Annotated in this window: 22 protein-coding genes, 6 tRNA genes and 1 pseudogene; 12 read left to right on the top strand and 17 right to left on the bottom strand. The window is 71.2% G+C overall.

All coding sequences use genetic code 11. The annotated features are described in order from the left end of the window. Positions 1-55: 55 nt before the first annotated feature. The 6 genes from LIV37_RS10575 to LIV37_RS10600 form a co-directional block, all read right to left on the bottom strand. Positions 56-667: a YesL family protein gene (locus LIV37_RS10575; RefSeq protein WP_020867106.1), complete on the bottom strand. Its 612-nt coding sequence runs from the start codon at positions 665-667 to the stop codon at positions 56-58. A 7-nt stretch (positions 668-674) separates the two neighbouring features. Continuing rightward, the gene (locus LIV37_RS10580) at positions 675-1,535 is read right to left on the bottom strand and encodes a carbohydrate ABC transporter permease (protein ID WP_121825616.1); all 861 of its coding nucleotides are present in this window, start codon (positions 1,533-1,535) and stop codon (positions 675-677) included. Continuing rightward, a complete protein-coding gene (locus LIV37_RS10585; protein ID WP_020867108.1) occupies positions 1,532-2,533 on the bottom strand; it encodes a carbohydrate ABC transporter permease in 1,002 nt (333 codons plus the stop codon). The genes LIV37_RS10580 and LIV37_RS10585 overlap by 4 nt, the downstream gene beginning before the upstream one ends. An 11-nt stretch (positions 2,534-2,544) precedes the next feature. After that, the gene (locus LIV37_RS10590) at positions 2,545-3,825 is read right to left on the bottom strand and encodes an ABC transporter substrate-binding protein (RefSeq protein WP_121825615.1); all 1,281 of its coding nucleotides are present in this window, start codon (positions 3,823-3,825) and stop codon (positions 2,545-2,547) included. A gap of 255 nt (positions 3,826-4,080) precedes the next feature. Then, positions 4,081-4,152: transfer RNA gene (locus LIV37_RS10595), tRNA-Val, on the bottom strand. A gap of 66 nt (positions 4,153-4,218) precedes the next feature. Continuing rightward, positions 4,219-4,674, bottom strand: a complete 456-nt coding sequence (locus LIV37_RS10600) for a TIGR02611 family protein (RefSeq protein WP_020867110.1) — start codon at positions 4,672-4,674, stop codon at positions 4,219-4,221. 190 nt (positions 4,675-4,864) lie between these two features. Between LIV37_RS10600 and LIV37_RS10605 the strand changes: the two genes are divergently transcribed. Continuing rightward, entirely contained in the window at positions 4,865-5,278 is a 414-nt protein-coding gene (locus tag LIV37_RS10605; RefSeq protein ID WP_003959770.1) for an SsgA family sporulation/cell division regulator, read from the top strand. Between the two features lie 298 nt (positions 5,279-5,576). Continuing rightward, the gene (locus LIV37_RS10610) at positions 5,577-6,146 is read left to right on the top strand and encodes a CGNR zinc finger domain-containing protein (protein WP_020867111.1); all 570 of its coding nucleotides are present in this window, start codon (positions 5,577-5,579) and stop codon (positions 6,144-6,146) included. Positions 6,147-6,291: 145 nt separating this feature from the next. Here the strand turns inward: LIV37_RS10610 and LIV37_RS10615 are convergent, their stop codons facing one another. Both LIV37_RS10615 and LIV37_RS10620 read right to left on the bottom strand, forming a co-directional pair. Further along, positions 6,292-6,465, bottom strand: coding sequence for a hypothetical protein (locus LIV37_RS10615; RefSeq protein WP_167525891.1), 174 nt, complete (start codon positions 6,463-6,465; stop codon positions 6,292-6,294). Positions 6,466-6,533: 68 nt separating this feature from the next. Then, on the bottom strand, positions 6,534-6,995 hold the full coding sequence (locus tag LIV37_RS10620) for a hypothetical protein (RefSeq protein ID WP_020867113.1): 462 nt from the start codon (positions 6,993-6,995) through the stop codon (positions 6,534-6,536). A 133-nt stretch (positions 6,996-7,128) separates the two neighbouring features. Between LIV37_RS10620 and LIV37_RS10625 the strand changes: the two genes are divergently transcribed. Beyond that, the gene (locus LIV37_RS10625) at positions 7,129-7,644 is read left to right on the top strand and encodes a DsbA family protein (RefSeq protein WP_020867114.1); all 516 of its coding nucleotides are present in this window, start codon (positions 7,129-7,131) and stop codon (positions 7,642-7,644) included. Positions 7,645-7,719: 75 nt separating this feature from the next. Here the strand turns inward: LIV37_RS10625 and LIV37_RS10630 are convergent, their stop codons facing one another. The 3 genes from LIV37_RS10630 to LIV37_RS10640 form a co-directional block, all read right to left on the bottom strand. Further along, the gene (locus LIV37_RS10630) at positions 7,720-8,565 is read right to left on the bottom strand and encodes a GNAT family N-acetyltransferase (RefSeq protein ID WP_020867115.1); all 846 of its coding nucleotides are present in this window, start codon (positions 8,563-8,565) and stop codon (positions 7,720-7,722) included. A gap of 176 nt (positions 8,566-8,741) precedes the next feature. Continuing rightward, positions 8,742-9,569, bottom strand: a complete 828-nt coding sequence (locus LIV37_RS10635; RefSeq protein ID WP_020867116.1) for an aminotransferase class IV — start codon at positions 9,567-9,569, stop codon at positions 8,742-8,744. Beyond that, a complete protein-coding gene (locus tag LIV37_RS10640) occupies positions 9,566-10,639 on the bottom strand; it encodes a chorismate-binding protein (protein WP_020867117.1) in 1,074 nt (357 codons plus the stop codon). The genes LIV37_RS10635 and LIV37_RS10640 overlap by 4 nt, the downstream gene beginning before the upstream one ends. Before the next feature lie 160 nt (positions 10,640-10,799). On the opposite strand from LIV37_RS10640, the gene LIV37_RS10645 reads away from it, so the two are divergent. The 5 genes from LIV37_RS10645 to LIV37_RS10665 all read left to right on the top strand — a co-directional run bounded on the left by LIV37_RS10645 (position 10,800) and on the right by LIV37_RS10665 (position 11,223). Continuing rightward, a tRNA-Gly gene (locus LIV37_RS10645) sits at positions 10,800-10,872 on the top strand. Positions 10,873-10,900: 28 nt separating this feature from the next. Then, positions 10,901-10,971: transfer RNA gene (locus LIV37_RS10650), tRNA-Cys, on the top strand. A 1-nt stretch (position 10,972) separates the two neighbouring features. Beyond that, positions 10,973-11,044, top strand: a tRNA-Val gene (locus tag LIV37_RS10655). A gap of 24 nt (positions 11,045-11,068) precedes the next feature. After that, a tRNA-Val gene (locus tag LIV37_RS10660) sits at positions 11,069-11,140 on the top strand. An 11-nt stretch (positions 11,141-11,151) separates the two neighbouring features. Then, a tRNA-Val gene (locus tag LIV37_RS10665) sits at positions 11,152-11,223 on the top strand. Between the two features lie 66 nt (positions 11,224-11,289). Here LIV37_RS10665 and LIV37_RS10670 read toward each other — a convergent pair. Next, positions 11,290-11,571, bottom strand: coding sequence for a TFIIB-type zinc ribbon-containing protein (locus LIV37_RS10670; RefSeq protein ID WP_020867118.1), 282 nt, complete (start codon positions 11,569-11,571; stop codon positions 11,290-11,292). A 77-nt stretch (positions 11,572-11,648) separates the two neighbouring features. Beyond that, positions 11,649-12,608: a phosphotransferase gene (locus tag LIV37_RS10675; protein WP_243146368.1), complete on the bottom strand. Its 960-nt coding sequence runs from the start codon at positions 12,606-12,608 to the stop codon at positions 11,649-11,651. 174 nt (positions 12,609-12,782) lie between these two features. Here LIV37_RS10675 and LIV37_RS10680 point away from each other — a divergent pair, with 174 nt between their 5' ends. The 3 genes and pseudogenes from LIV37_RS10680 to LIV37_RS10690 form a co-directional block, all read left to right on the top strand. Further along, positions 12,783-13,682, top strand: coding sequence for a cyclase family protein (locus tag LIV37_RS10680; RefSeq protein WP_121826121.1), 900 nt, complete (start codon positions 12,783-12,785; stop codon positions 13,680-13,682). A gap of 97 nt (positions 13,683-13,779) precedes the next feature. Next, positions 13,780-14,367 carry a TetR/AcrR family transcriptional regulator gene (locus LIV37_RS10685; protein WP_020867120.1) on the top strand — a complete coding sequence of 196 codons (588 nt, stop codon included), beginning with the start codon at positions 13,780-13,782 and terminating at the stop codon, positions 14,365-14,367. A 160-nt stretch (positions 14,368-14,527) separates the two neighbouring features. Further along, a pseudogene (locus LIV37_RS10690) lies at positions 14,528-15,738 on the top strand (MFS transporter); the annotation flags it as partial. Positions 15,739-15,911: 173 nt separating this feature from the next. Here the strand turns inward: LIV37_RS10690 and LIV37_RS10695 are convergent. Both LIV37_RS10695 and LIV37_RS10700 read right to left on the bottom strand, forming a co-directional pair. After that, positions 15,912-16,130 carry a hypothetical protein gene (locus LIV37_RS10695; protein ID WP_121825613.1) on the bottom strand — a complete coding sequence of 73 codons (219 nt, stop codon included), beginning with the start codon at positions 16,128-16,130 and terminating at the stop codon, positions 15,912-15,914. Positions 16,131-16,416: 286 nt separating this feature from the next. Next, entirely contained in the window at positions 16,417-16,653 is a 237-nt protein-coding gene (locus LIV37_RS10700) for a hypothetical protein (protein WP_121826120.1), read from the bottom strand. Positions 16,654-17,122: 469 nt separating this feature from the next. Between LIV37_RS10700 and LIV37_RS10705 the strand changes: the two genes are divergently transcribed. Then, positions 17,123-18,487 (top strand): serine/threonine-protein kinase, encoded by a 1,365-nt coding sequence (locus LIV37_RS10705; protein ID WP_020867123.1) that lies wholly within the window; start codon positions 17,123-17,125, stop codon positions 18,485-18,487. A gap of 273 nt (positions 18,488-18,760) precedes the next feature. Here the strand turns inward: LIV37_RS10705 and LIV37_RS10710 are convergent, their stop codons facing one another. Next, positions 18,761-19,579 (bottom strand): TrmH family RNA methyltransferase, encoded by an 819-nt coding sequence (locus LIV37_RS10710; protein ID WP_020867124.1) that lies wholly within the window; start codon positions 19,577-19,579, stop codon positions 18,761-18,763. Positions 19,580-19,660: 81 nt separating this feature from the next. Next, a complete protein-coding gene (gene cobA, locus LIV37_RS10715) occupies positions 19,661-20,881 on the bottom strand; it encodes a uroporphyrinogen-III C-methyltransferase (protein ID WP_020867125.1) in 1,221 nt (406 codons plus the stop codon). Between the last annotated feature and the right edge of the window lie 60 nt (positions 20,882-20,941).

The raw sequence follows: 20,941 nt of genomic DNA on the forward strand, positions 1-20,941 counted from the left end.
GACAGGTGCATGACATGAGTCGGCAGAGAAGGCACCGGGGAGGGGCGGCGCCGGGTCAGCCGCGGGCGCGGCGCTCCACCGCGACCGCACAGCCCGCGAGAGCACCCACGGCCGGGGCGATCAGCGGCAGCATCTGCCAGGCGGCCACGGCGAGTACTGCGAGCCCGCCGATGAGCAGCAGCGATCCGCCGGGGTCGGTGGCCACCCCCCGGCGTGCGGCGGTACGGGCGGCATCGGGCCAAGCGGTGCCGGGCCGCCGTAAGGCCGCCGTCCGCAGCCCGAGGACGACCACCGCGAGCAGACCCGCCACGCTCACGGCGATGAGCGCGGGCCCGCCGGGCAGGGCCCCGGAGCGGGCCACCCGCAGATCGAAGCCGAACAGCGCGAGCGCCGCCCACCACAGCAGGGAGAACCGCCAGCCGCTCCGGGTCGCCTCCCGCAGCCCGGCCAGGAAGTCCCGCCAGGTGGACCGTTCACCGTCCAGGTGGCGGCCCAGGTGCGCACAGCCGGCGGCGAACGCGGGCAGCAGGGTGATCACCGGCAGGGCGGCGAGCACCACCCAGACGCCGGTCAGCAGGCATTCGGCGAACAGCGCGAAGCGCAGCGGGCCGTGCGCGGTACGCCGTACGGCGGCGTCTCCTCCGGCAGCTCCGATGGCTCGTCCCATGACGGCCTCAGCCCTTCAGCCCGGAAGTCGCCGCGCCCTCGACCAGATAGCGCTGGAAGGCCAGGAAGAACAGCAGCACCGGCAGCAGGGCGACCATCGACATGGCGACCATGCCTCCGTAGTCGGCGACGGAGTCCTGGTCGATGAAGAGCTTCAGGCCCATCGAGACCGTGTACTTGTCCGGTTCGTTGAGGTAGAGCAGCGGTCCGATGAAGTCGTTCCAGGACCAGATGAAGGTGAAGATCGCGCTGGTGATCAGGGCCGGGCGGCACAGCGGCAGCACGATGTTCCAGTAGATGCGCAGATGGCCACAGCCGTCCAGCCGGGCGGCCTCGTCCAGTTCCCGGGGCAGTCCGCGCATGAACTGCACCATCAGGAAGACGAAGAAGGCGTCCGCCGCCAGGTACTTGCCGAGCAGCAGCGGCACATACGTATTGATCAGGTCCAGCTTCTGGAACAGGATGTACTGCGGAATGATCAACACCTGGAACGGCAGCAGCAGGGTGGAGATCATGAGCGTGAACAGCGCGTTGCGCCCCGCGAAGCGGATCCTGGCAAAGGCGTAGGCAGCCAGTGAGCAGGAGAACAGCACGCCGATCACCGAACCGACGGCCAGCAGCAGCGAGTTGGTGAAGAAGGTCGAGATCGGCACGTCCGCGATGCCGTCGCTGAGCCGCCGGTAGTTGTCCGTGATCGGATCGGTGGGCAGCAACTGGAGGCTGCCGACGATCTGGTCACCGGGCTTGAACGAGCCGCCGATCACCCACACCACGGGGTAGAGGATCACCGCAAGCACGGCGAGCGCCCCCACATGCCAGATGACCGAGCGCACCCGCCACCGCCCGACCGCCGCCACAAATCCACTCACCGGGCGTCCTCCTCGTAGTGCACCCAACCCCGCTGGGTCTTGAACAGCACGGCGGTCACCAGGCCGATGCCGAGCATCAGCATCCAGGCCATCGCGGCGGCGTAGCCCATGCGCAGATTGCGGAAGCCCTGCTCGTAGAGGTACCAGCCGTAAACCAGCAGGGAGTCGCCCGGTCCGCCGGTGTTGGTGCCCGACCCCGCGATCACCACCGCCGAGGTGAAGACCTGGAACGAGTGGATGAGCTCCAGCAGGAGGTTGAAGAAGAGCACCGGCGAGATCATCGGCAGGGTGATGGACCGGAACCGCCGCCAGCGGCCGGCGCCGTCCATCTCGGCGGCCTCGTACAGCTCGCTGGGCACCTGCTTCAGCCCGGCCAGGAAGATCACCATCGGCGCGCCGAACTGCCAGACGGTCAGGGTGACGAGGGTGGGCAGGGCCCAGTCCGGGTCGCCGATCCAGCCGCCGACGTCCCATCCGAAGAGACTCATCGACTTGTCGACTATCGCATTGTCGTTGAAGATCGCCCGCCAGACGACGCCGATGCTCACACTGGCGCCGATGAGCGAGGGGGCGTAGAACGCCGAGCGGTAGAAGCCCTGACCCTTACGGGGTTTGACCAGCAGCAGCGCCACGGCGAGCGCCGCCGCCAGCTTCAGCGGGGTGCCGATCAGTACGTACTTCAGCGTCACCTGGACCGAGGTCCACCAGCGGTCGTCCGCGAAGAGGTCCTGGAAGTTCTTGAACCCGATCCACCGGGGCGAGTCGAAGAGGTTGTAGTCGGTGAACGCCAGATAGAGCGAGACGAGCATCGGGCCGAGGGTGAGCAGCAGGATCCCGACGCACCAGGGCGTCAGGAAGAGATAGCCCGCGAGGGTTTCCCGGCGGCCCTGGCGCCGCCCCGCCGCCGGGGCGGGGCGGGCGCCGGGGGTGGCCTTCCCGGGGGTCGTCCCGCCGGGGGGCCGCACTCCGTCCGCCGCCCGCGTCGTGGTCGGTGTCACGGAAGCTCTCCTCACGAGCCGAGCGCGGACTCGGCCTCGCTGAAGAACTGGTCGACCGCCTTGCCCATCGAACTCTGCCCCAGCGCGACCTGGGTGTAGATCCTCAGGAAGGCGGCCTCGGCGACATCGGCGCCGGCCGGATGCGGGGTGATCGGCTCCAGCTTGGCGCTCACGCTCTTCTCATACGCGGCGATCTTGGCGTCGACGCCCTGGGGCCGGTAGGCGTCGTACTGGGCGGTGGTCGCCGGGATGCCGCGGTTGTAGCCCATGATCTTGCCCACCTCGGGGTCATGGGTCATGAAGTCGATGAACTGGGCGACTTCCTTGGGGTGCTGGGTGCGGGCGGAACCGCTGAGCATCAGCGAGGAGAGGTACTGGGCGGTGCGCTTGCCGTCCGTGGTCGGGATCGGCCCGAGGTCGAGGGTGGTCTTGGTCTCGGCGGCGAAGCGGACCAGGAAGTTGTCCCAGGTGAACTCGGAGGCCGACAGATCGGCGCTGATCGACGCCTTGGGCTTGGCCTGCTCGGACTTCTTGCCCGGCACCAGTTCATCGGCCTTGGCATGCTGCTGCCAGCGGCCCCACCACTCGGTGAGGTCGTCCTTGGTGAAGCCGAGCTTGTCGTCCTTGGTGAAGAACGCCTTGCCGTGCTGCCGCAGATACAGGTCGTAGAGGTACATCACATTGGCGTTGTCGCTGGCGCCGTAGAGGGTGCCGTCGCTCTTGCGCACCTTCTTGGCGGCCGCGAAGAAGTCGTCCCAGGTCCATCCGTCCTTGACGGTCACCCCGGCCTTCTGAAACGCGTCCGGGTTGTAGAAGAAGGCGAAGGTATTGGCGCCGACCGGCACTCCGAGGAGTTTGCCGTCGATATCCCCGGCCTTCTCCAGTCCGTCGCGGAATCCCTTCAGGCTGAGATTTCCGGCGTCGGCCTGACCGTTCAGATCCAGCAGCAGGTTCTTGTCGCCGTATTTGCGCAGGAAGGCGTAGGAGTTCTGGAAGACGTCCGGGGCGTTTCCGCCCGCGGCCTGGGTATTGAACTTGCTCCAGAAATCGGTGTATTCGGAGAAGTCCGTCTTGACCTTGATGTTCGGATGTTCCTTCTCGAAGAGCTTGACCGTCTTCTGGATCAGCTCCGCGCGGTCCTTGGCGCCCCACCACGAGTAGCGGATGGTCACCTTGCCGTCCCCGGAACCGCTTCCCCCGCCGCAGCCGGTGGCCAGCAGCCCCAGTGCGGCCACCACGGCCGCGACCGCCCGGACCCCTCTCGCCCTCGCCGTCCATCGCCCAGCACCCATGACACGCCCCTCCCGGGCAGGTCGTCCGACTGCCCCCGTTAGCTTGAAACGTTTTAGGCAAGCGCTTGCCGGGACAAGTTAGGGACCAACGAGGCGTACGTCAACGGTTCGGACAGGATCACTCAGGATCGAGGTGAAGCGCTTCGACGAAAGCGCTTGGCGGGCCGTGCCGACCACCCCGCACACAACACCTTCGGACATGCGGCAACACCGAGGGCCCGGAAGGCAGATGCCTTCCGGGCCCTCGGTCCAGGGTGGGCGATACTGGGTTCGAACCAGTGACCTCTTCGGTGTGAACGAAGCGCTCTCCCACTGAGCTAATCGCCCTGGCGCACGCCCAAGATTAGCGTATGCCGGACCGTGCTCATGACCAGTCCTACGACGCCGGGCCGCTCACTGCTCGATCTTCCACGGCATCACGACACCGAACTTCCACACATAGGCCGACACCGCCACGGCGCAGATCACCACCGCGATCGTGGTCAGTATGAGATTGCGCCTGCGCACCCTCGGGTCAAGGGCACGGTGCGCCGCCTCGGTGACCTTGCGCTTCGTCCAGGCAAGCACCAGCTGCGCCCAGACGAACTCGGTCGCCCAGATCGCCATTCCGGCGAAGATCACCAGCCATCCCGGACCGGGCAGGGGCAGCAGAATGACGCCCAGGCCCACGACCCCGAGACCGACGATGAACACGCCAACCTGCCAGCTCAGGTGGAGCGGGCGGGACCGCTTGATGAACCGCGGCGCCCGGGAGCCCCATACCGGCTCCTTCTTCGGCGCATCGCCCCCCGTCGCGACCTGGGGCCCCGTTTCGGCAGTCCCGTGCCGCCCGTCACTCTCCGCATTCATGTGACCCAACTTACCTGATCGTTTGAAGTCACCGGAACGGCGGTAGTGGCCGGTCCGGAGCTGGGCCGCATGAGCTACCAGAAGAGCCGCAAAACGGTCAGAGGGGTTTACAACGGCACCGTAGGTGGCATGTCGATTTCGCCGACGTGCGAATCCCCGAGCGCACACTGAGCGAAAGGCCCTGGCGCTTATGAACACCACGGTCAGCTGCGAGCTGCACCTGCGCCTCGTTGTGTCGAGCGAATCCTCACTGCCTGTACCCGCGGGCCTGCGGTATGACACGGCCGACCCTTACGCCGTGCACGCCACCTTCCACACCGGAGCCGAAGAGACGGTCGAATGGGTGTTTGCCCGCGATCTTCTCGCCGAGGGTCTGCACCGGCCCACCGGCACCGGCGACGTCCGGGTGTGGCCGTCCCGCAGCCACGGCCAGGGAGTCGTCTGCATCGCCCTGAGCTCCCCGGAGGGGGAGGCACTGCTCGAAGCCCCGGCGCGGGCCCTGGAGTCGTTCCTGAAGCGAACCGACGCCGCGGTGCCACCCGGTACCGAACACCGCCATTTCGACCTCGACACAGAGCTCTCCCACATCCTGGCGGAGAGCTGAGACCCGGCGAGAGCTGAGCGCTCGGCCGTCCGACTCGGGGAGACGGCGCGAGCCGGGGCGCGACCGCATCACGTACCGAAGATCCCGACCATGGCAATCCCGACAACGGCAGAGGCAGGCGACGGTGCCGTCGCCGCGGCAGCACCCGCGGTGACGGCACCGTCGTGTGACCGTCCGGCACCGTCGCATGACCGCCCGGGGCCGCTTGGTGAACGCCCGGGGCCCGGCAGGACTAGAGTCGGGCAGATCGAGGGCAGCCCAGGGGCAGCCGCCGACCCAGCCGGCCAGGGAGCCAATCGTGCTGATCAACCACGACACCCGGTGCGCGCTCGACGCCGTCGTCGATCTGGTGAACACCGCGCCCGAGGGCGCGGACCGGGACGACCTCGCCGATGTCCCCGCACTGCGCCAATTCGTCGAGCGCAATGACATCAGCGACATCGGCACGCTCGGGGAGCGCGACCTCACCGCGGTACGGGCCCTACGGGCCCGGTTCGCCGAGGTCTTCGCGGCGGCCGGGAACGAGGCCGCCGCCCGCCGCACCGCCGAACTGCTCAACGCGATGATCGCCGCGGCCGGCACCACGCCCCGGCTCACCGACCACGACGGCTACGACTGGCATGTGCACTACTTCGCGCCCGGTGCCTCGCTGGCCGACCACCTCGCCGCCGACTGCGGGATGGCGCTGGCGTTCCTCGTGGTGGGGGGCGAGCGGGAGCGGCTGCGCCGCTGTGAGGCCCCGGACTGCCGCCACGCCTTCGTGGACCTGTCCCGCAACCGCTCCCGGCGCTACTGCGACAGCCGTACCTGCGGCAATCGGCTGCATGTCGCCGCGTACCGCGCCCGGCGCCGCGAGGCCGCGAGCTGACCGTCCGCGGAGGGGGCCGGAGGCCGGGCGGGACGCCTCACCACCGGTAGCCGGGCGGGGTTCCGTCCCATCCGCCGGTAGCCGGGCGGGGTTCCGTCTCACCATCGACAAGCGGTCACCCCGGGTAACCGGACGGGCCGTCGCCTCACCACCGGTAGAGGTCGTGGACGGCGGTCACGAAGAGCAGGGTGCCGATGAACGCCAGGAACAGCATCAGCGGCGGCTGCGAGAGTGCGAAGAGACAGCCACGGGCCTCGTCGCTCGGCGGAACAGGGGGTCCTTCGATGGGGGATTGCTCCCCGGGCGGTGATTGCAACATCTCGCGGAGATCATGACCCAGCCGTGAGCCCGCCTGCGACCGGTGATCGTTTTTTGATCGGTCGCTTGTCAGATCCCGTGCTTTTTGAGTATGGCCTCGATGTCGGAGAAGTCATCTGTGCCAGAGCTCGTTCCGCCCTTGGTCTTCGGCTTCGCCGAGGCCTTGACCCCGGTGGCTCCCCGGCCGGGCCCCAGAGCGGGTTCCGACGCCCCCGCGGACACCCCGCCGGCACGTTCGGCAGCTGCCGCCGCGCGGCGCTCCTTACGGGTGCCGCCGGAGCGGTGCTCGACCGCCCGCGTGATCATGAACAGCGCCCAGGAGAGGCCCAGCAGGCCGAAGCCCAGCCAGATGCTCGGCTTGAAGACCAGGTCGGTCAGCCAGTCCAGGATCCCGGTCATGGCCAGGCCCAGCGGGATCAGGGCGTAGGCGGCGATCCGCGTCGCCGCCAGGAACCGCTTGCGGTAGGCGGTCAGCCCGGCGATGCCCAGACCGGCCGCGGACAGCGCGGCGCAGATGGTGTCGGTCAGCATCGTTCCTCCCGCGAACTGGGCTTCCGGTACGTCCATCGTGCACCCCGTAAGGCGGCCGGGGCCATGGCCCCGGCCCGGGATCAGGGACATCTCCGGGTAGGGAGCAGGGTCCGGGGGCTGGAAGACTGGCACCATGAGCCACACCGACCCCTCCCCCCGTCCCGTGCTCGACGTCTGGTGCGAGCTGCAGTGCCCCGACTGCCGTACCGCCCTGGGCGATCTGCGCGCGCTGCGCGACCGCTTCCAGGACGCGCTGGACATACGGCTGCGCCACTTCCCGCTGGAGCGCCACCGGCATGCCCACGCGGCGGCCCAGGCGGCCGAGGAGGCCATCGCCCAGGGGCGCGGCTGGCCGTTCGTCGAAGCCGTCCTGGAGCGCACCGAGGAGCTCGGGACCCACGGTGAGCCGCTGCTGGTGGAGGTGGCCCGGGAACTGGGGCTGGACGCCGAGGAGATGGACACCGCGCTGGTCGACGGCCGGCACATCCTGATCGTGGACGCGGACCAGGCCGAGGGCAAGGCGATCGGGGTCACCGGCACCCCCACGTATGTGATCGGCGGCGAGCGGCTGGACGGCGGCAAGAGCCAGGAGGGGCTGCGGGAGCGCGTCGAGGAGATCGCCGCCCGCCTCGTCGCCGAGCGGTCCTGAAGCCCGGAGAGCCCGCGGTCCTGAGGCCGTCAACGCCCTCGGACCTGAGCCCCTGAAGGCCCTCGGACCAGGCCCTTACAGCAGTGGCTTGTAGAACTGGTACTCGATCGACTCGTAGCCCAGCGACTCGTACAGCCGCAGCGCCGGGGTGTTGCCGCCGAAGACGTGCAGGCCCAGGCTGTGCGCCCCGTGCGCCAGGCTCGCGCGCTCGGCGGCCAGCATCAGGGTGCGGCCGTGTCCGTGGCCGCGGTGCTCCTCGGCGACCTCGACGGCGTAGACGTACGCCTCACCGCTCTCGGCGGCGTCGGGCTCCCCCTCGCGCAGCGCGATCCAGATGGTGCCCACGTCCGTGCCGCCGCGGGCGAGGACGCGCAGCAGGGCCGCGGGGGTGTCCGGGCCCTGCGGCAGCAGCGTCGCGTAGTCGGTGTCCGCCTTGGTGTCGGCCTGCTGCCGGGTGAGCCCGCGCGCGAGCAGATCGGCGACGTATCCGGCCCGCTCCTGGGCGTGCCACGCCGGGTAGTCGGCGTCCGTGAGGGGACGTATCGCGCTGCCCTCCGGCAGCTCGGGCGGGTCCGTGAGCCGCTTGACCATGTTGCGGCCGCGCTCGCGGTAGCCGAGTGCGGCCGTGAGCCCGAGGGCGGTCGTGGCCGACGCGGGGACGCTCACCATCAGCTGCGTGCAGCCCCAGCCGCGCAGCACCTCCTCGGCGGCGAGCGCCGCGACCGTGCCACGCCCCCGGTGCCGGTCGGCCTCGTCGATGTGGAGCTGCTCGATGCGCCCGGCCGCCGGGCCCAGGCGGGCATCGGTGGCCAGGCGTACGGAGCCGACGGGGCGGCCGTTGACGCACACCTCGTACGCGCGGGCACGCCCGCCGCCGTCGGTGTGCCGTTCGGGCGCGGTGGGCCGCAGGGTGGTGGTCACGAAGGTGTTCTACCGGCCCGCCGGGCGATCGTCACCCGTTTTCCGGCGCGGATCCGCCGCGACCGGCCGGTGAGGTCCCCCGGCTTGCCCGCTCACGGGTCACTGTCCCCGCCCACGCGCTCACGGGTCACTGCCCCCGCTCGCCGGTTCCGGGGTCGATGTCCGCGGCCACCCGTTCAGGGGTCGATGTCCGCGGCCGCCCGCTCAAGGAAGATCCGCAGGGCCTCGGCCGTGACCGGGCCGGGGGCGCCGGGCAGGGTGTGGCTGTCCACGCGGTGGACGGCCTGTACGTCGCGGGTCGTGGAGGTCACGAAGACCTCCTCGGCCCGGTACAGCGCGTCCAGCGGCAGATCGGTCTCCTTGGCGCCCACCCACTCCAGCACCAGGGCGCGGGTGATCCCGGCGAGGCAGCCGGAGGAGAGCGGCGGGGTGTGCAGTTGGCCGTCGAGGACCACGAAGACATTGGAGCCGGTGCCCTCGCAGAGCGCGCCGACCGTGTTGCCGAAGAGGGCCTCGGTGGCGTCGTGCTCGCGGGCGCGGGCGAGCGCGACCACGTTCTCGCCGTACGAGGTGGTCTTCAGTCCGGTGAGCGCCCCGCGCTCGTTGCGCGCCCAGGGGACGGTGACCACGGCCGTGGCGTCGGGCCTGCGGGACGCCTCGACCAGCGCGACGACCACGGTGGGCCCGGCCGTGCCCCGGTCGGAGCCGAGCGGTGAGATCCCTCCGGTGTAGGTGATCCTCAGCCGCCCGAACGCCACGGGGTGGGCCTTGAGCACCTCCTCGCAGCCCCGCCGCACCTCGTCCAGGTCCGGCTCGGGGAGCCCGAGGCCCGCGGCCGAGCGGGCCAGCCGCCGCAGATGGCGGGTGAGGGCGAACGCCCGCCCCTCGGTGACCTTGACGGTCTCGAAGACGCCGTCGCCGACCGTGAGCCCGTGGTCGAACACGGACACCATGGCGCTGTCCGGGTCACAGAGGGATCCATCGAGCCAGATGGCCGGTTTCATCGCGTCGCCCTTCCCGTTGTCTGCCGTACACCCGTTGTCTGCTGTACACCCGACGCTACCGCGAGCAGCCGGGCGGCCTTGAGTTCCGTTTCGTCCCATTCGCGCTCCGAGTCCGAGCCCCATGTGATGCCCGCCCCGGTGCCGAACCGCAGCACGGTCCCGGCCGGGCCGCGGTCGATCCAGAAGGTCCGTATCCCGACCGCCAGCTCACCGGTGCCGCGGTCGGCGTCGACCCAGCCGATACCGCCGCAGTACGGGCCGCGGGGCGCGGTCTCCAGCTCCTCGATGACGCGCAGCGCGCTGGACTTGGGCGCGCCGGTGACCGATCCGGGCGGGAAGGTGGCCGCGAGCAGTTCCGGCCAGCCGGTGCCGGGGGCGAGTGCGCCCCGCACCGTGGAGACGAGATGGACCAGACCGGGGTGCGGTTCGACCGCGCAGAGCGCCGGGACGGTCACCGAGCCGGTGGCGCAGACCCGGCCCAGGTCGTTGCGGACCAGGTCCACGATCATCACGTTCTCGGCGTGGTCCTTCTCCAGCAGGTCCTCGGGGCCGCGGCCGGTGCCCTTGATGGGGCCGGACTCCACGGTGCGGCCGGTGCGCCGCAGAAACAGCTCTGGTGACGCCGTGGCGACCTCCACCCCGTGGGCCGGCAGCCTTACGGTGCCCGCGTACGGGGCAGGGTTGCCCAGGGCCAGCAGCGCGGTCAGCGCGTCCACATCGGCCGCGGCGGGATCGGGCAGCGGCGCGGACAGCACCCGGCAGAGGTTGGCCTGGTAGACCTCACCGGCCGCGATCCGCCGCCGGATCTCGCGCACCCCCGCGGTGTAGGCGGTCCGGTCCAGTGACGAGGTCCACTCCCCCGCCGTGGGGCCGCGCCAGCCGCCGGGCGCGGGCGGCGGCACCGGCTCGGCCCGTACGTCCCCGAAGCGAGCGCAGACCAGACGGCCCTCGAAGTCCGCGACAACGGCCCAGAAACCCTGGGTTTCCAGGGCCGACGGGTCACTGGTGACATCCCGTAGACCGGTGGCGAGCAGGCCGCCGAAGCGGGCGAGCGGGGGTAGGTCGTGCACGGTTGCGAGTCTATGGTGCCCAGGTCAGGGCGGCCTCGGGAGGGAGTGCGGCGCGCGAGCAGGGCAGCACGCTGCGGAAACGGAATTTGAGCTGGCCCCGGAATCCGCTAGAGTTCAACACGTCGCCGGGACGCGGAAGCGCCCCGGAGAAACGACACCTGCGGACGTGGCTCAGTTGGTAGAGCATCACCTTGCCAAGGTGAGGGTCGCGAGTTCGAATCTCGTCGTCCGCTCGGTGTGGGGGTTTCGACCCCCACGGCTGGTGGAGTGGCCGAGAGGCGAGGCAACGGCCTGCAAAGCCGTCTACACGGGTTCAAATCCCGTCTCCACCTCGGACGATTAGCTCAGCGGGAGAGCGCTTCCCTGACACGGAAGAGGTCACTGGTTCAATCCCAGTATCGTCCACTCGGATCCTCGCGGATCCATCCCGCGCGATTAGCTCAGCGGGAGAGCGCTTCCCTGACACGGAAGAGGTCACTGGTTCAATCCCAGTATCGCGCACGCAGTCCCGCGGACGATTAGCTCAGCGGGAGAGCGCTTCCCTGACACGGAAGAGGTCACTGGTTCAATCCCAGTATCGTCCACATCGATCGTCAGAGGGCCGGAGCGAAAGCTCCGGCCCTCTGACGTTTCTCCGGCCAGGAAGCTTCTCAGGACGAGAAGAGCATGTGCCCGAAGCCGCGCTTGTGGTGGCCGTGGTGGCCGCCGTGGTGCCCGTGCTGCGGGGCGCCCCACGCGGGTGCGGCCGGGTACGCCTGCGGAGCACCGGGCGGAGCGGGCGGCACCGCTTGCGTCCACTGCGACTCAAGGCGGGTCAGCGCCTCCAGCTCCCCGTAGTCCAGAAAGATCCCCCGGCAGCCGCTGCACTGCTCTATCTGCACGCCATTGCGGTTGTACGTGTGCATCGGCGCATGGCACTTGGGACACTGCATGGTCCGCTCAACTCCTCATGCTTCTGACAGAGCGCGCCGGAACATGCGTCCGGGCGCGTGGACTTCACCCTACGGCCTCATCCCGCGGCCTCCATGAAGTGGGCGATGCGGACGGACGCCTCCACCATCGCCTCCTCGGCCTCGTCCAACGCCCGTCCGGCGGCAGCCGCCTTGGCGAGCGCGAGCGCGGCGGTCTGGACGGTGAGGGCGCGGGCGGGCACGTCCAGCCGCGGCCAGGGATCGCGCTCCCCCACGGCGGAGCCGCCCGCGGCCCGGTACGCCCCCAGGAAGCGCTCCCAGTCCTCGGCGGCGAGCAGCCCGGCGGCGTACCAGGCGGCGGGGCGGGCGAGGTCCCAGGCCGGGTCGCCGAGGCCGAGGTCGTCGATGTCGATCAGTCGCCAGTCGGTGGCGCGGTGGCGGATGAGCTGGCCGAGGTGGAGATCGCCGTGGCAGAGCCTGTTGTCTTCGCTGCCCGCGTTGCCTTTGTCGCTTTCGTTGCCTCTGTTCATGTGATCCGTACGGTCCACGCCCCGCGCCCAGCCGGGCAGTCCGGCCCAGGCCCGCAGCACGGCCCGGGTGGCCGCGCCCTCGGGGAGCGCCGCCGCCCGTAGCCGGGCGATGGCGCGGGCCGCCTTGGCCGGGCCGCGCATCGCCGGGAGCGGGCCGGGCAGTTCGGCGACCGGGACGGAGTGCAGCCGGGCCAGCAGCCTCCCCGCCTCGGCCCAGGGGGCGGCGTCCGGCGCGTCGGGTGCCACGGGTTCGCCGTACGGCCAGAGGGTGACCTGCCGTCCGTCGGGCAGCGCTCCCATGGCGTCGACCGGCGGCAGCAGTATCTCCGCGCACCGGGGGTGGGCCGCGACGCCGAGCCGGACGGCCAGCTCGGCCGGGTCCGTGCCGGGCGGATGCGCCTTGGCGACGATGCGGCCGCACCGGACGACGGTGCCGTCGGGCCGGTCGGCCAGGACGGTCACCTCGGCGGTGGCGTCGCGCCGGGCCCGGCGGAGGGCGGTGACGAGCTGCGCCGCGGTTTGGCTCACGGCTTCCCCCATGTCATCGGCTGCCCCGGGATCGTAGCTCTTGCCGGGCGGGCCGCCGGGGCTCCGGCCCTCCTGATGTCGGGCGACACACCCGCGCGCGGATCCGACGCTCCCCGCCTCTTAATGGGTTACAAGTTTTGAACTCTGTAACCCATGGCGGTACGTTTCGACGCCATGGACACACAACACACAGGAACCGGCGCGCCGGAGGACCTGCCGAGCAACTGGGGCCGGTGGGGCGAGGACGACGAGCGCGGCACGCTCAACCTCATCACCGGGGAAGCCCGGGCCAGGGGCGCCGCGGAGGCCCGCACCGGCCGGACGGTGTCACTCGCGCTCCCGATCCGGCCGACGCCGCTCATCAGCGGCCCCTTCGCGCCCTCCACCCAGGACGCCTCGCCGGTCCAGCAGATGATGGTGTACGTCGGCTCCCCGGCGCCCGCCACGGCGGATGTGATGCTGGTGACCAACCACCACCCGCGCTCGACGCACCTCGACGCGCTGGGGCACACGATCCGGGACGGACGGGTCTATCCGGGGCGGCCCGTGGAGGAGGCCGTGACCCCGGCCGGCGCCCGGCACGGCTCCACGGCGGCGTACGCCGCCGGGATCGCCACCCGGGGAATCCTGCTCGACCTGGCCGCCGACGGCCCACTGCCCAGCGGCCATGCGGTCACCTCACGGGACTTCGAGGCGGCCGAGGAGCGCCAGGGCGTACGGCTGGAGTCCGGTGACGCCCTGGTCGTCCGCTGCGGATGGCCCATGACACCCGACCCCGACCTGCCGATGCCGGGGATGAGCCTGGACGCGGTGCGCTGGATGCACCGGCGCGGTGTGTCGCTCTACGCGGGCGACATCGGCGACGCGCACCCCGCCCTGGACCCCGCCTGCCCCTTGCCGCTGCACCGGGTCGCCCTGCCGATGATGGGCCTGCCCCTGATCGACGCCGCCGAGGTGGACGAGCTCGCCGCCGTCTGCGCGGAGCTGGGCCGCTATGCTTTCCTGCTCACCGTGGCGCCGCCGCGTATCCACGGGCTGACCGGGGTGCCCGTCAACCCGCTCGCGCTCTTCTGACGAGCCACGAGGAGGAACTGGCAGTGAGGGAGCAGCCGGTGCCCGCCGCCGCAGCCGGGAGCCACGCGGTGCGGTTCGTACGGAACCGCGAGCACTGATGCGATCCGGCCCCCTGGACGCCGAGACCATCCTGACGGCCACCGAGGACGTGCTGCGCCGCCATGGACCGGCGAAGGCCACGGTGCTGGACGTGGCGCGGGCTCTGGGAGTCAGCCACGCCAGCGTCTACCGCCACTTCCCGTCCAAGGCGGCCCTGCGCGAAGCCGTCACCCGGCGCTGGCTGGGCCGGGCGCGCGACCCCCTCGCGGCGGTCGCGTCCGACACCCGGCAGGCCCCGCCCGAGCGGCTCCGCACCTGGTTCACCACGCTCTTCACCGCCAAGCGGACCCTGCTGTCCGAGGACCCGGAGCTGTTCGCCACCTACCGGGTCCTGACGGCCGAGCACAGCAGCGCGGCCGCCGACCATGTGACCGACCTGATCGAGCAGCTGCGCGTCATCATCGCCGACGGCGTCACCAGCGGCGACTTCACCTCCCCCGACCCCACCGCGACGGCGCGAACCGTCTTCGCCGCCACCATGGCCTACCACCACCCCGCCCACGCCCCCGAATGGCAGACCCCCGGCTCCGAGGCCGCCCTGCAGTCCATCTGCACCTTGCTCATCGACGGCCTGCGCCCGCGCTGATCAACCGTCTCCTCAGACCGGAGGGCTGGTCATAGGCGCTCGCGGGGATACGACATCACCCGTGAACGGCAAGGGTGCGGTCGCAGACCTGCCAGCCACCTCTTGATGAAACCTGCTGGGCTGATGGCGAACGCGCTGCCTCATCACAGGACGGAACGCCATGCCGATCACCACCACCGCTTCGGTCGACGGCCAACTCTCGCACCCTCGGGCCCCGCTGAAGGGGTGGCCGGCCGTGGTCTCGGTGATGCTGGGGATCTTCGCCATCGTCACCACCGAGATCCTGCCGATCGGTCTGCTGACCTCGATCTGATCCAGCTTCACCGTCTCGGACGGGATGGCCGGACTGATGATGACCATGCCCGGCTTCCTGGCGGCTATTCGCCGCTCCACTGGTCACCGCGGCCACGGCACGCCTCGACCGCCGACTGATGCTGTGCGCTTTCATGCTCCTGCTGGCATTGGCGAACTTCCTTGCCGCCGCGGCGCCCGACTACTGGCTCGTACTGACCTCTCGGATCATGGTGGGGATCACCATCGGTGGCTTCTGGTCGATCGGGGCGGGGTTGGCGGAACGACTGGTGCCGCCGGTCTCGGTCGGCAGGGCCACCGCTGTGATCTTCTCTGCCGTGCCGCTGGGATCCGTTCTCGGCGTACCAGCCGGCACCCTCATCGGAGATCTCGCCGGATGGCGAACGGCCTTCACCGTCATGGGAGCCCTGGCGGTCGGCGTACTGGTCATGCTGCTCCTGCTCGTGCCGCCGCTTCCGCCGATCCAGACCACACGGCTGGGCGTCCTCAACGGCATGCTCCACAGCGCCAGCATCCGCTTCGCGCTCATGCTGACGTTCCTTGTCGTGCTGGCTCACTTCGGCACGTACACCTACGTGACACCATTCCTGGAACAGGTCACTCATGTCGGCGATGGTCTGATCACTACGTTCTTGCTGCTCTACGGTGCGGCCGGCATCCTCGGCAACTTCCTGGGCGGCGCCTGGGTGGCCCGGTGTCCCCGGACCGTCCTCGGGCTCGCGGCCGGCCTGATCGCCGCGGCGACCCTCCTGCTTCCAGCGTTGGGCCGCTGGGACGCCGGCGCGGTGATACTGCTGATCGCGTGGGGCGTCGCGTACGGCGCCGTGCCGGTCGCGTCGCAGACCTGATTCGCCAAGGCGGCACCGCATGCCCCGGAAGCGGCATCGGTCCTGTTCACCGCCTCCTTTCAGGCCACGATCTCTATGGGGACGCTCGTAGGGGGAGTCGTCCTGGACCGCAGCTCTCCGTCCGCGGTCATGGTGCTGGGTGGATGCACCGCGGTTCTCATGATCCTTACGCTGGGCGCGCTTCGCCGAACGCCTCACTGATCCGGGCAGCCGGTACGCCCGCGGGAAGGGGCCCCGGCGGCGGCCCGAATGGGCCCAGAAAGGCGCGATGCCCGGACAGCTCCCCAGCTGTCCGGGCATTCGTGCCGTCCGCCGCACCCCCGTCCCCACGGGGTTAATGGCCGGAAGTCCCCGGCCCGGGCCGCTCTCCCGGGCCCGGGGCGCTCAGCGCCCCAGCATTCCCGCCACGGACGACGCTTGTGTGACGACGGCATCCCAGCCGCCGAAGGTGATGGTCAGGAGAATGGCCATCGGCAGCACCATCGCCGCCGCGACCAGAGGATGGCGGGTGCCGGTCTGCGGGCCGCCGAACGCGTCCACCACCGCGCTCACGGACCTGCGACGACCTGTTCCGATGACCGTGCGTCCAGCCGTGTCCGCCATCGTCCCTCCTCCGTCACATCTGGGGGCGGCGAGCGTCTGACCTCGGGGGACGAGTGCTGCGCCCGCCGCTTGACGACAACATTAGGCGTGCGGCCCGGTCCTCGGCGTCATGCCTTCGTACCGATTGCCGGGCCTCCCGGAGGATGACCCCGGGAGGCGTCGACTACTCCCCTGGGTGGAGATGCGCCCTCACGCCTTGGGGTCTTCCCGGAGGGGACCGCGGAAGAGATCCCTCGGGAGGCCCTCCGGAGTCAGTGGAGTGTGCCCCTCCGAGCCTGTGCGGGCCCTACTCACCCTCCCCCTCCTCGCTCCGCGGCACCGGCTGCTCGACCAGGGCCAGGACCCGGTTGGCCATGAAGCGGGCCGTCCGCACCACCGACCCATTACGGGTGACTTCGCTCACTTCCACCACCCCCCGCCGGACCGCCGTGTCGACCCTCCGGCCCGCCCTGGTGGCCACCACTTCATATGTCCGGGTCGTGTCCCCCGCGTCCACGACTATCTCCACACGATCACCCTTCACGGTCTCAATCCCCCTTCTGAGACGGCCTTTTGAGATCACGCAGCAGCGGGCCCGAGCGCGGATTGCCACGTTTCCGGCCCACTTCTCCAGGATCTCAGGCACCACTGACAATCCATCGGCCGACGCATGCGCGGCCTCTCGGCGCGAGGGGCCGTCAATCCGTAAGCTGTGCACGTCAGACGGACGGCAACGGAACCACAGCGGCGAACCGGTGGCAGTTCGACGGCAAACGGCAAGCAGACGGCAGCGGATGGGGCTCCCCACCAGGGGTTTAGGGCCTGTCTGGAGTTGTGATCTGGATCAGGGAGCGGGGCGTGGTGCGTGCGATCGCAAGGCGCCGGAAGGCCCTCGTAGCGGAGCTACCAGGGCATTTCGACAACGCCGCGAGCGTGCGTGCCACGCCCCGCGAGCCCGGATCACAACTCCAGACAGGCCCTAGGGGCCTCCCCACCGGAGGTAGGGGACGGACATGGCGATGATGCGGCTCCGGCGCGAGGACCCGCGTGTCGTCGGCTCCTTCCGCCTCCACCGGCGGCTCGGCGCGGGCGGCATGGGGGTGGTCTACCTCGGCTCCGACCGGCGCGGGCAGCGGGTGGCCCTGAAGGTGATCAGGCCGGACCTCGCGGAGGACCGGGAGTTCCGGTCCCGGTTCGCCCGGGAGGTCTCCGCCGCGCGGCGGATCCGGGGCGGCTGTACGGCCCGGCTGGTCGCCGCCGACCTGGAGGCCGACCGCCCCTGGTTCGCCACCCAGTACGTACCGGGCCCCTCCCTCCACGACAAGGTGAACGAGGAGGGCCCGCTGCCCGCCGCCCAGGTCGCCTCGATCGGGTCGGCGCTGGCGGAGGGGCTGTTGGCGGTCCATGAGGCGGGGGTCGTCCACCGCGACCTCAAGCCTTCCAACATCCTGCTCTCGCCCAAGGGCCCGCGCATCATCGACTTCGGCATCGCCTGGGCGACCGGGGCCAGCACCCTCACCCACGTGGGCACGGCGGTCGGCTCGCCCGGCTTCCTCGCGCCCGAGCAGGTGCGGGGCGCGGCGGTGACCCCGGCGACCGACGTCTTCGCGCTGGGCGCCACCCTCGCGTACGCCTCGACGGCGGACTCGCCGTTCGGGCACGGCAGTTCCGAGGTGATGCTGTACCGGGTGGTCCATGAGGAGCCGCAGCTGCTGGGCGTCCCCGACGCCCTGGCGCCGCTGCTCCACGCCTGTCTGGCCAAGGACCCGGAGGACCGGCCGAGCACCCTGCAACTGTCGCTGCGGCTGAAGGAGATCGCGGCGCGCGAGGCGCACGGTCACGGCTCCGGTGCCGGGGGCTACGGCGGCGGGCAGGGCCGTCCCCCGGCGCGGCGCCCCGAGGCGTACGCCGACCAGCACACGGAGCGGCGCTCCGGCGGTACGCCCGCGCCGCGGAGCGGGCCCCCGTCCCCGCGGCCGGGAGCCAGTACGGGCGGGGGCTCGGGACGGCCCTCGGGGCGGAACACGCCCGCGCGCCCGGCTCAGCGCCGGGGTGGCCCGAGGCCGCCCGCGCGCACGGGGCGCCCGGCCCAGACCGTGCGCACCTCGCCGAACGGACGCCGCCCCAGCGGGCCCAACCGGCTGCTGCGGCAGCGGCTGACCGTGTTCGTCGTGGTGACGCTGCTGGTGGCGCTGGGGATCGCGGCGGCGCAGGGCTGCCAGGGTCCGGCGAATGGGCTGGGCGGCGCGCCGCCCAGGCCGACGGAGTCGGTTTCGTCGGCGGCGCCGGGCTCGGTGGCGAACCCGGTGGAGGACCCGCCGGAGGACTCGCTGGCGGCCGAACCTGACGGTCGCCAGGGCGCGTCCGGCGGATCGTGACGCCTGCGGCGGGCCACGCGGCGGAGCCGCATATCGGTGCTTCCCCCTACCCGCCCCTTCCCACAACTGGGGCTCCGCCCCAGACCCCGCTCCTCAAACTCCCCCAGCTACCGCTGGGAGGTGCCCCCTGAGGGGCTGGAAGGCGGGGCTCCGCCCCAGCCCCCGGGGTCCAGGGGCCAGGGGTTCAGGGGCCAGGGGTTCAGACCCCCAGGGGTCAGGGGTCCAGACCCCCGGGGGGCCAGGGGCGAAGTCCCCCTGCCACGCGGCGGGCCGTCAGGGCCCCGGTCTGCCCGAGGTGACCGCGTAGAAGGCGACCGCCGCCGCCGCGCCCACGTTGAGGGAGTCCACGCCGTGGGCCATGGGGATCCGGACCCACTCGTCCGCGGCCATCAGCGCCTGGGTGGAGAGCCCGTCGCCCTCGGCGCCCAGCATCAGCGCGACCCGCTCCAGGCGGTGCGGGGCCGCGTCGTCGATGGTGGTGGCCTTCTCGTCGGGGGTCAGGGCGAGGATCTTGAAGCCCGCCTCCCGGACCGCCTCCAGGCCGCGCGGCCAGCTGTCCAGGCGGGCGTACGGCACGGAGAAGACGGCGCCCATGGAGACCTTGACCGAGCGCCGGTAGAGGGGGTCGGCGCAGTCCGGGGAGAGCAGCACGGCGTCCATGCCGAGGGCCGCCGCGCTGCGGAAGATGGCGCCGGTGTTGGTGTGGTCGTTGACGGACTCCATGATGGCGACGCGCCGCGCGTCCGCCAGGATCGTCTCCGCGTCCGGCAGCGGTTTGCGCTGCATGGAGGCGAGGGCGCCGCGGTGGACGTGGTAGCCCGTCACGCGTTCGGCCAGTTCGGGGCTGACGGCGTAGACGGGGGCGGGGACGTCCTCGATCACGTCCCGCATCACATCGACCCACTTGGACGACAGCAGCATCGAGCGCATCTCGTAACCGGCGACCCGGGCGCGCCGGATCACCTTCTCGCCCTCGGCGATGAACAGGCCCTCGGCCGGCTCCCGCTTGCGTCGTAGCTCCACATCGGTCAGACCCGTGTAGTCGCTCAGCCGCGGGTCGTCCGGATCATCGACGGTGATGAGATCAGCCACTTAAGTGATACTGCCTTGTCCTGGATGCGGTGCCAATGAGCCCGACGTGATTAAGTTACCGGCGGTTACGTCCTGATGGCGTCACCGGTGGTCACGGGACGAGAGGGCGACGACCTCACCGATCACCACGACCGCCGGGGGCCGTACGCCCTCGGCGGCGGCCTTCTCCCCGACGGTGGCCAGCGTCGCGTCCACCCGGCGCTGGGCCGGGGTGGTGCCCTCCTGGACCACGGCGACGGGGGTGTCGGCGGCGCGGCCGTGGGCGACGAGGGTCGCGGCGATGGCGCCGATCTTCTCGACGGCCATGAGCAGCACCAGCGTGCCGCGCAGCCTCGCCAGCGCCGCCCAGTCCACCAGGGAGCTGGGGTCGTCGGGGGCGACATGGCCGCTGACCACCGTGAACTCATGTGCGACGCCCCGGTGGGTCACCGGGATCCCGGCCGCGCCCGGGACGCTGATGGAACTGGAGATGCCGGGCACGACGGTGCACGGGATCCCGGCCTCGGCGAGCGCCTCCGCCTCCTCCATGCCGCGTCCGAAGACGAAGGGGTCGCCGCCCTTGAGGCGGACCACCGACTTGCCCGCCTTGGCGTGCTCGATCAGCGCGTTGTTGATCGCCTCCTGGGCCATGAAGCGGCCGTACGGGATCTTCGCCGCGTCGATCACCTCGACATGCGGGGGCAGTTCATCGAGCAGATCGCGCGGGCCGAGGCGGTCGGCCACCACCACGTCCGCCTCGGCGAGCAGGCGGCGGCCGCGCACGGTGATCAGGTCCGGATCGCCGGGCCCGCCGCCCACCAGCGCCACATGGGGGCCGCGGGTGCGGTGGCGGGGCGCGGCGAGGGTGCCGTCGCGCAGTCCCTCCACCACGGCGTCCCGTACGGCGGCGGAGCGGCGCGGGTCCTGTCCGGTGAGGACGGCGACGGTGACGCCCTCGCTGCGTCCGGTGGCCGGGGTCCACGCGGAGGCGGCCTCGGCGTCGTCGCTGCGCACGCACCAGACGCGGCGCGCCTCGGCCTCGGCGGACGCGGCGGCGTTGGCCTCCGGGTCGTCGGTGGTGATCAGGACGTACCAGGCGCCCTCGAAGTCGCCCTCCTGGTAGCGGCGGCGCTCCCAGCGCACCTCCCCCGCCTCGGCCATGGCCTCGACGGAGGCCGTGGCGGACGGCGAGATCAGCAGGATGTCCGCACCGGCCGCTATCAGCGCGGGCAGCCGGCGCTGGGCAACCTGACCAGCCCCGAGGACGACGACACGCCGCCCGGAAAGGCGCAGCCCGACCGGGTATGCGAAGTTTTCGGACATGGCGGTGCGCTCTCCTCGTGCGAAGCAACGGCCGCTGCGGCGCTGGAGCGGCTGATCGTC

Source organism: Streptomyces rapamycinicus NRRL 5491, from assembly GCF_024298965.1.
Lineage (GTDB): Bacteria > Actinomycetota > Actinomycetes > Streptomycetales > Streptomycetaceae > Streptomyces > Streptomyces rapamycinicus.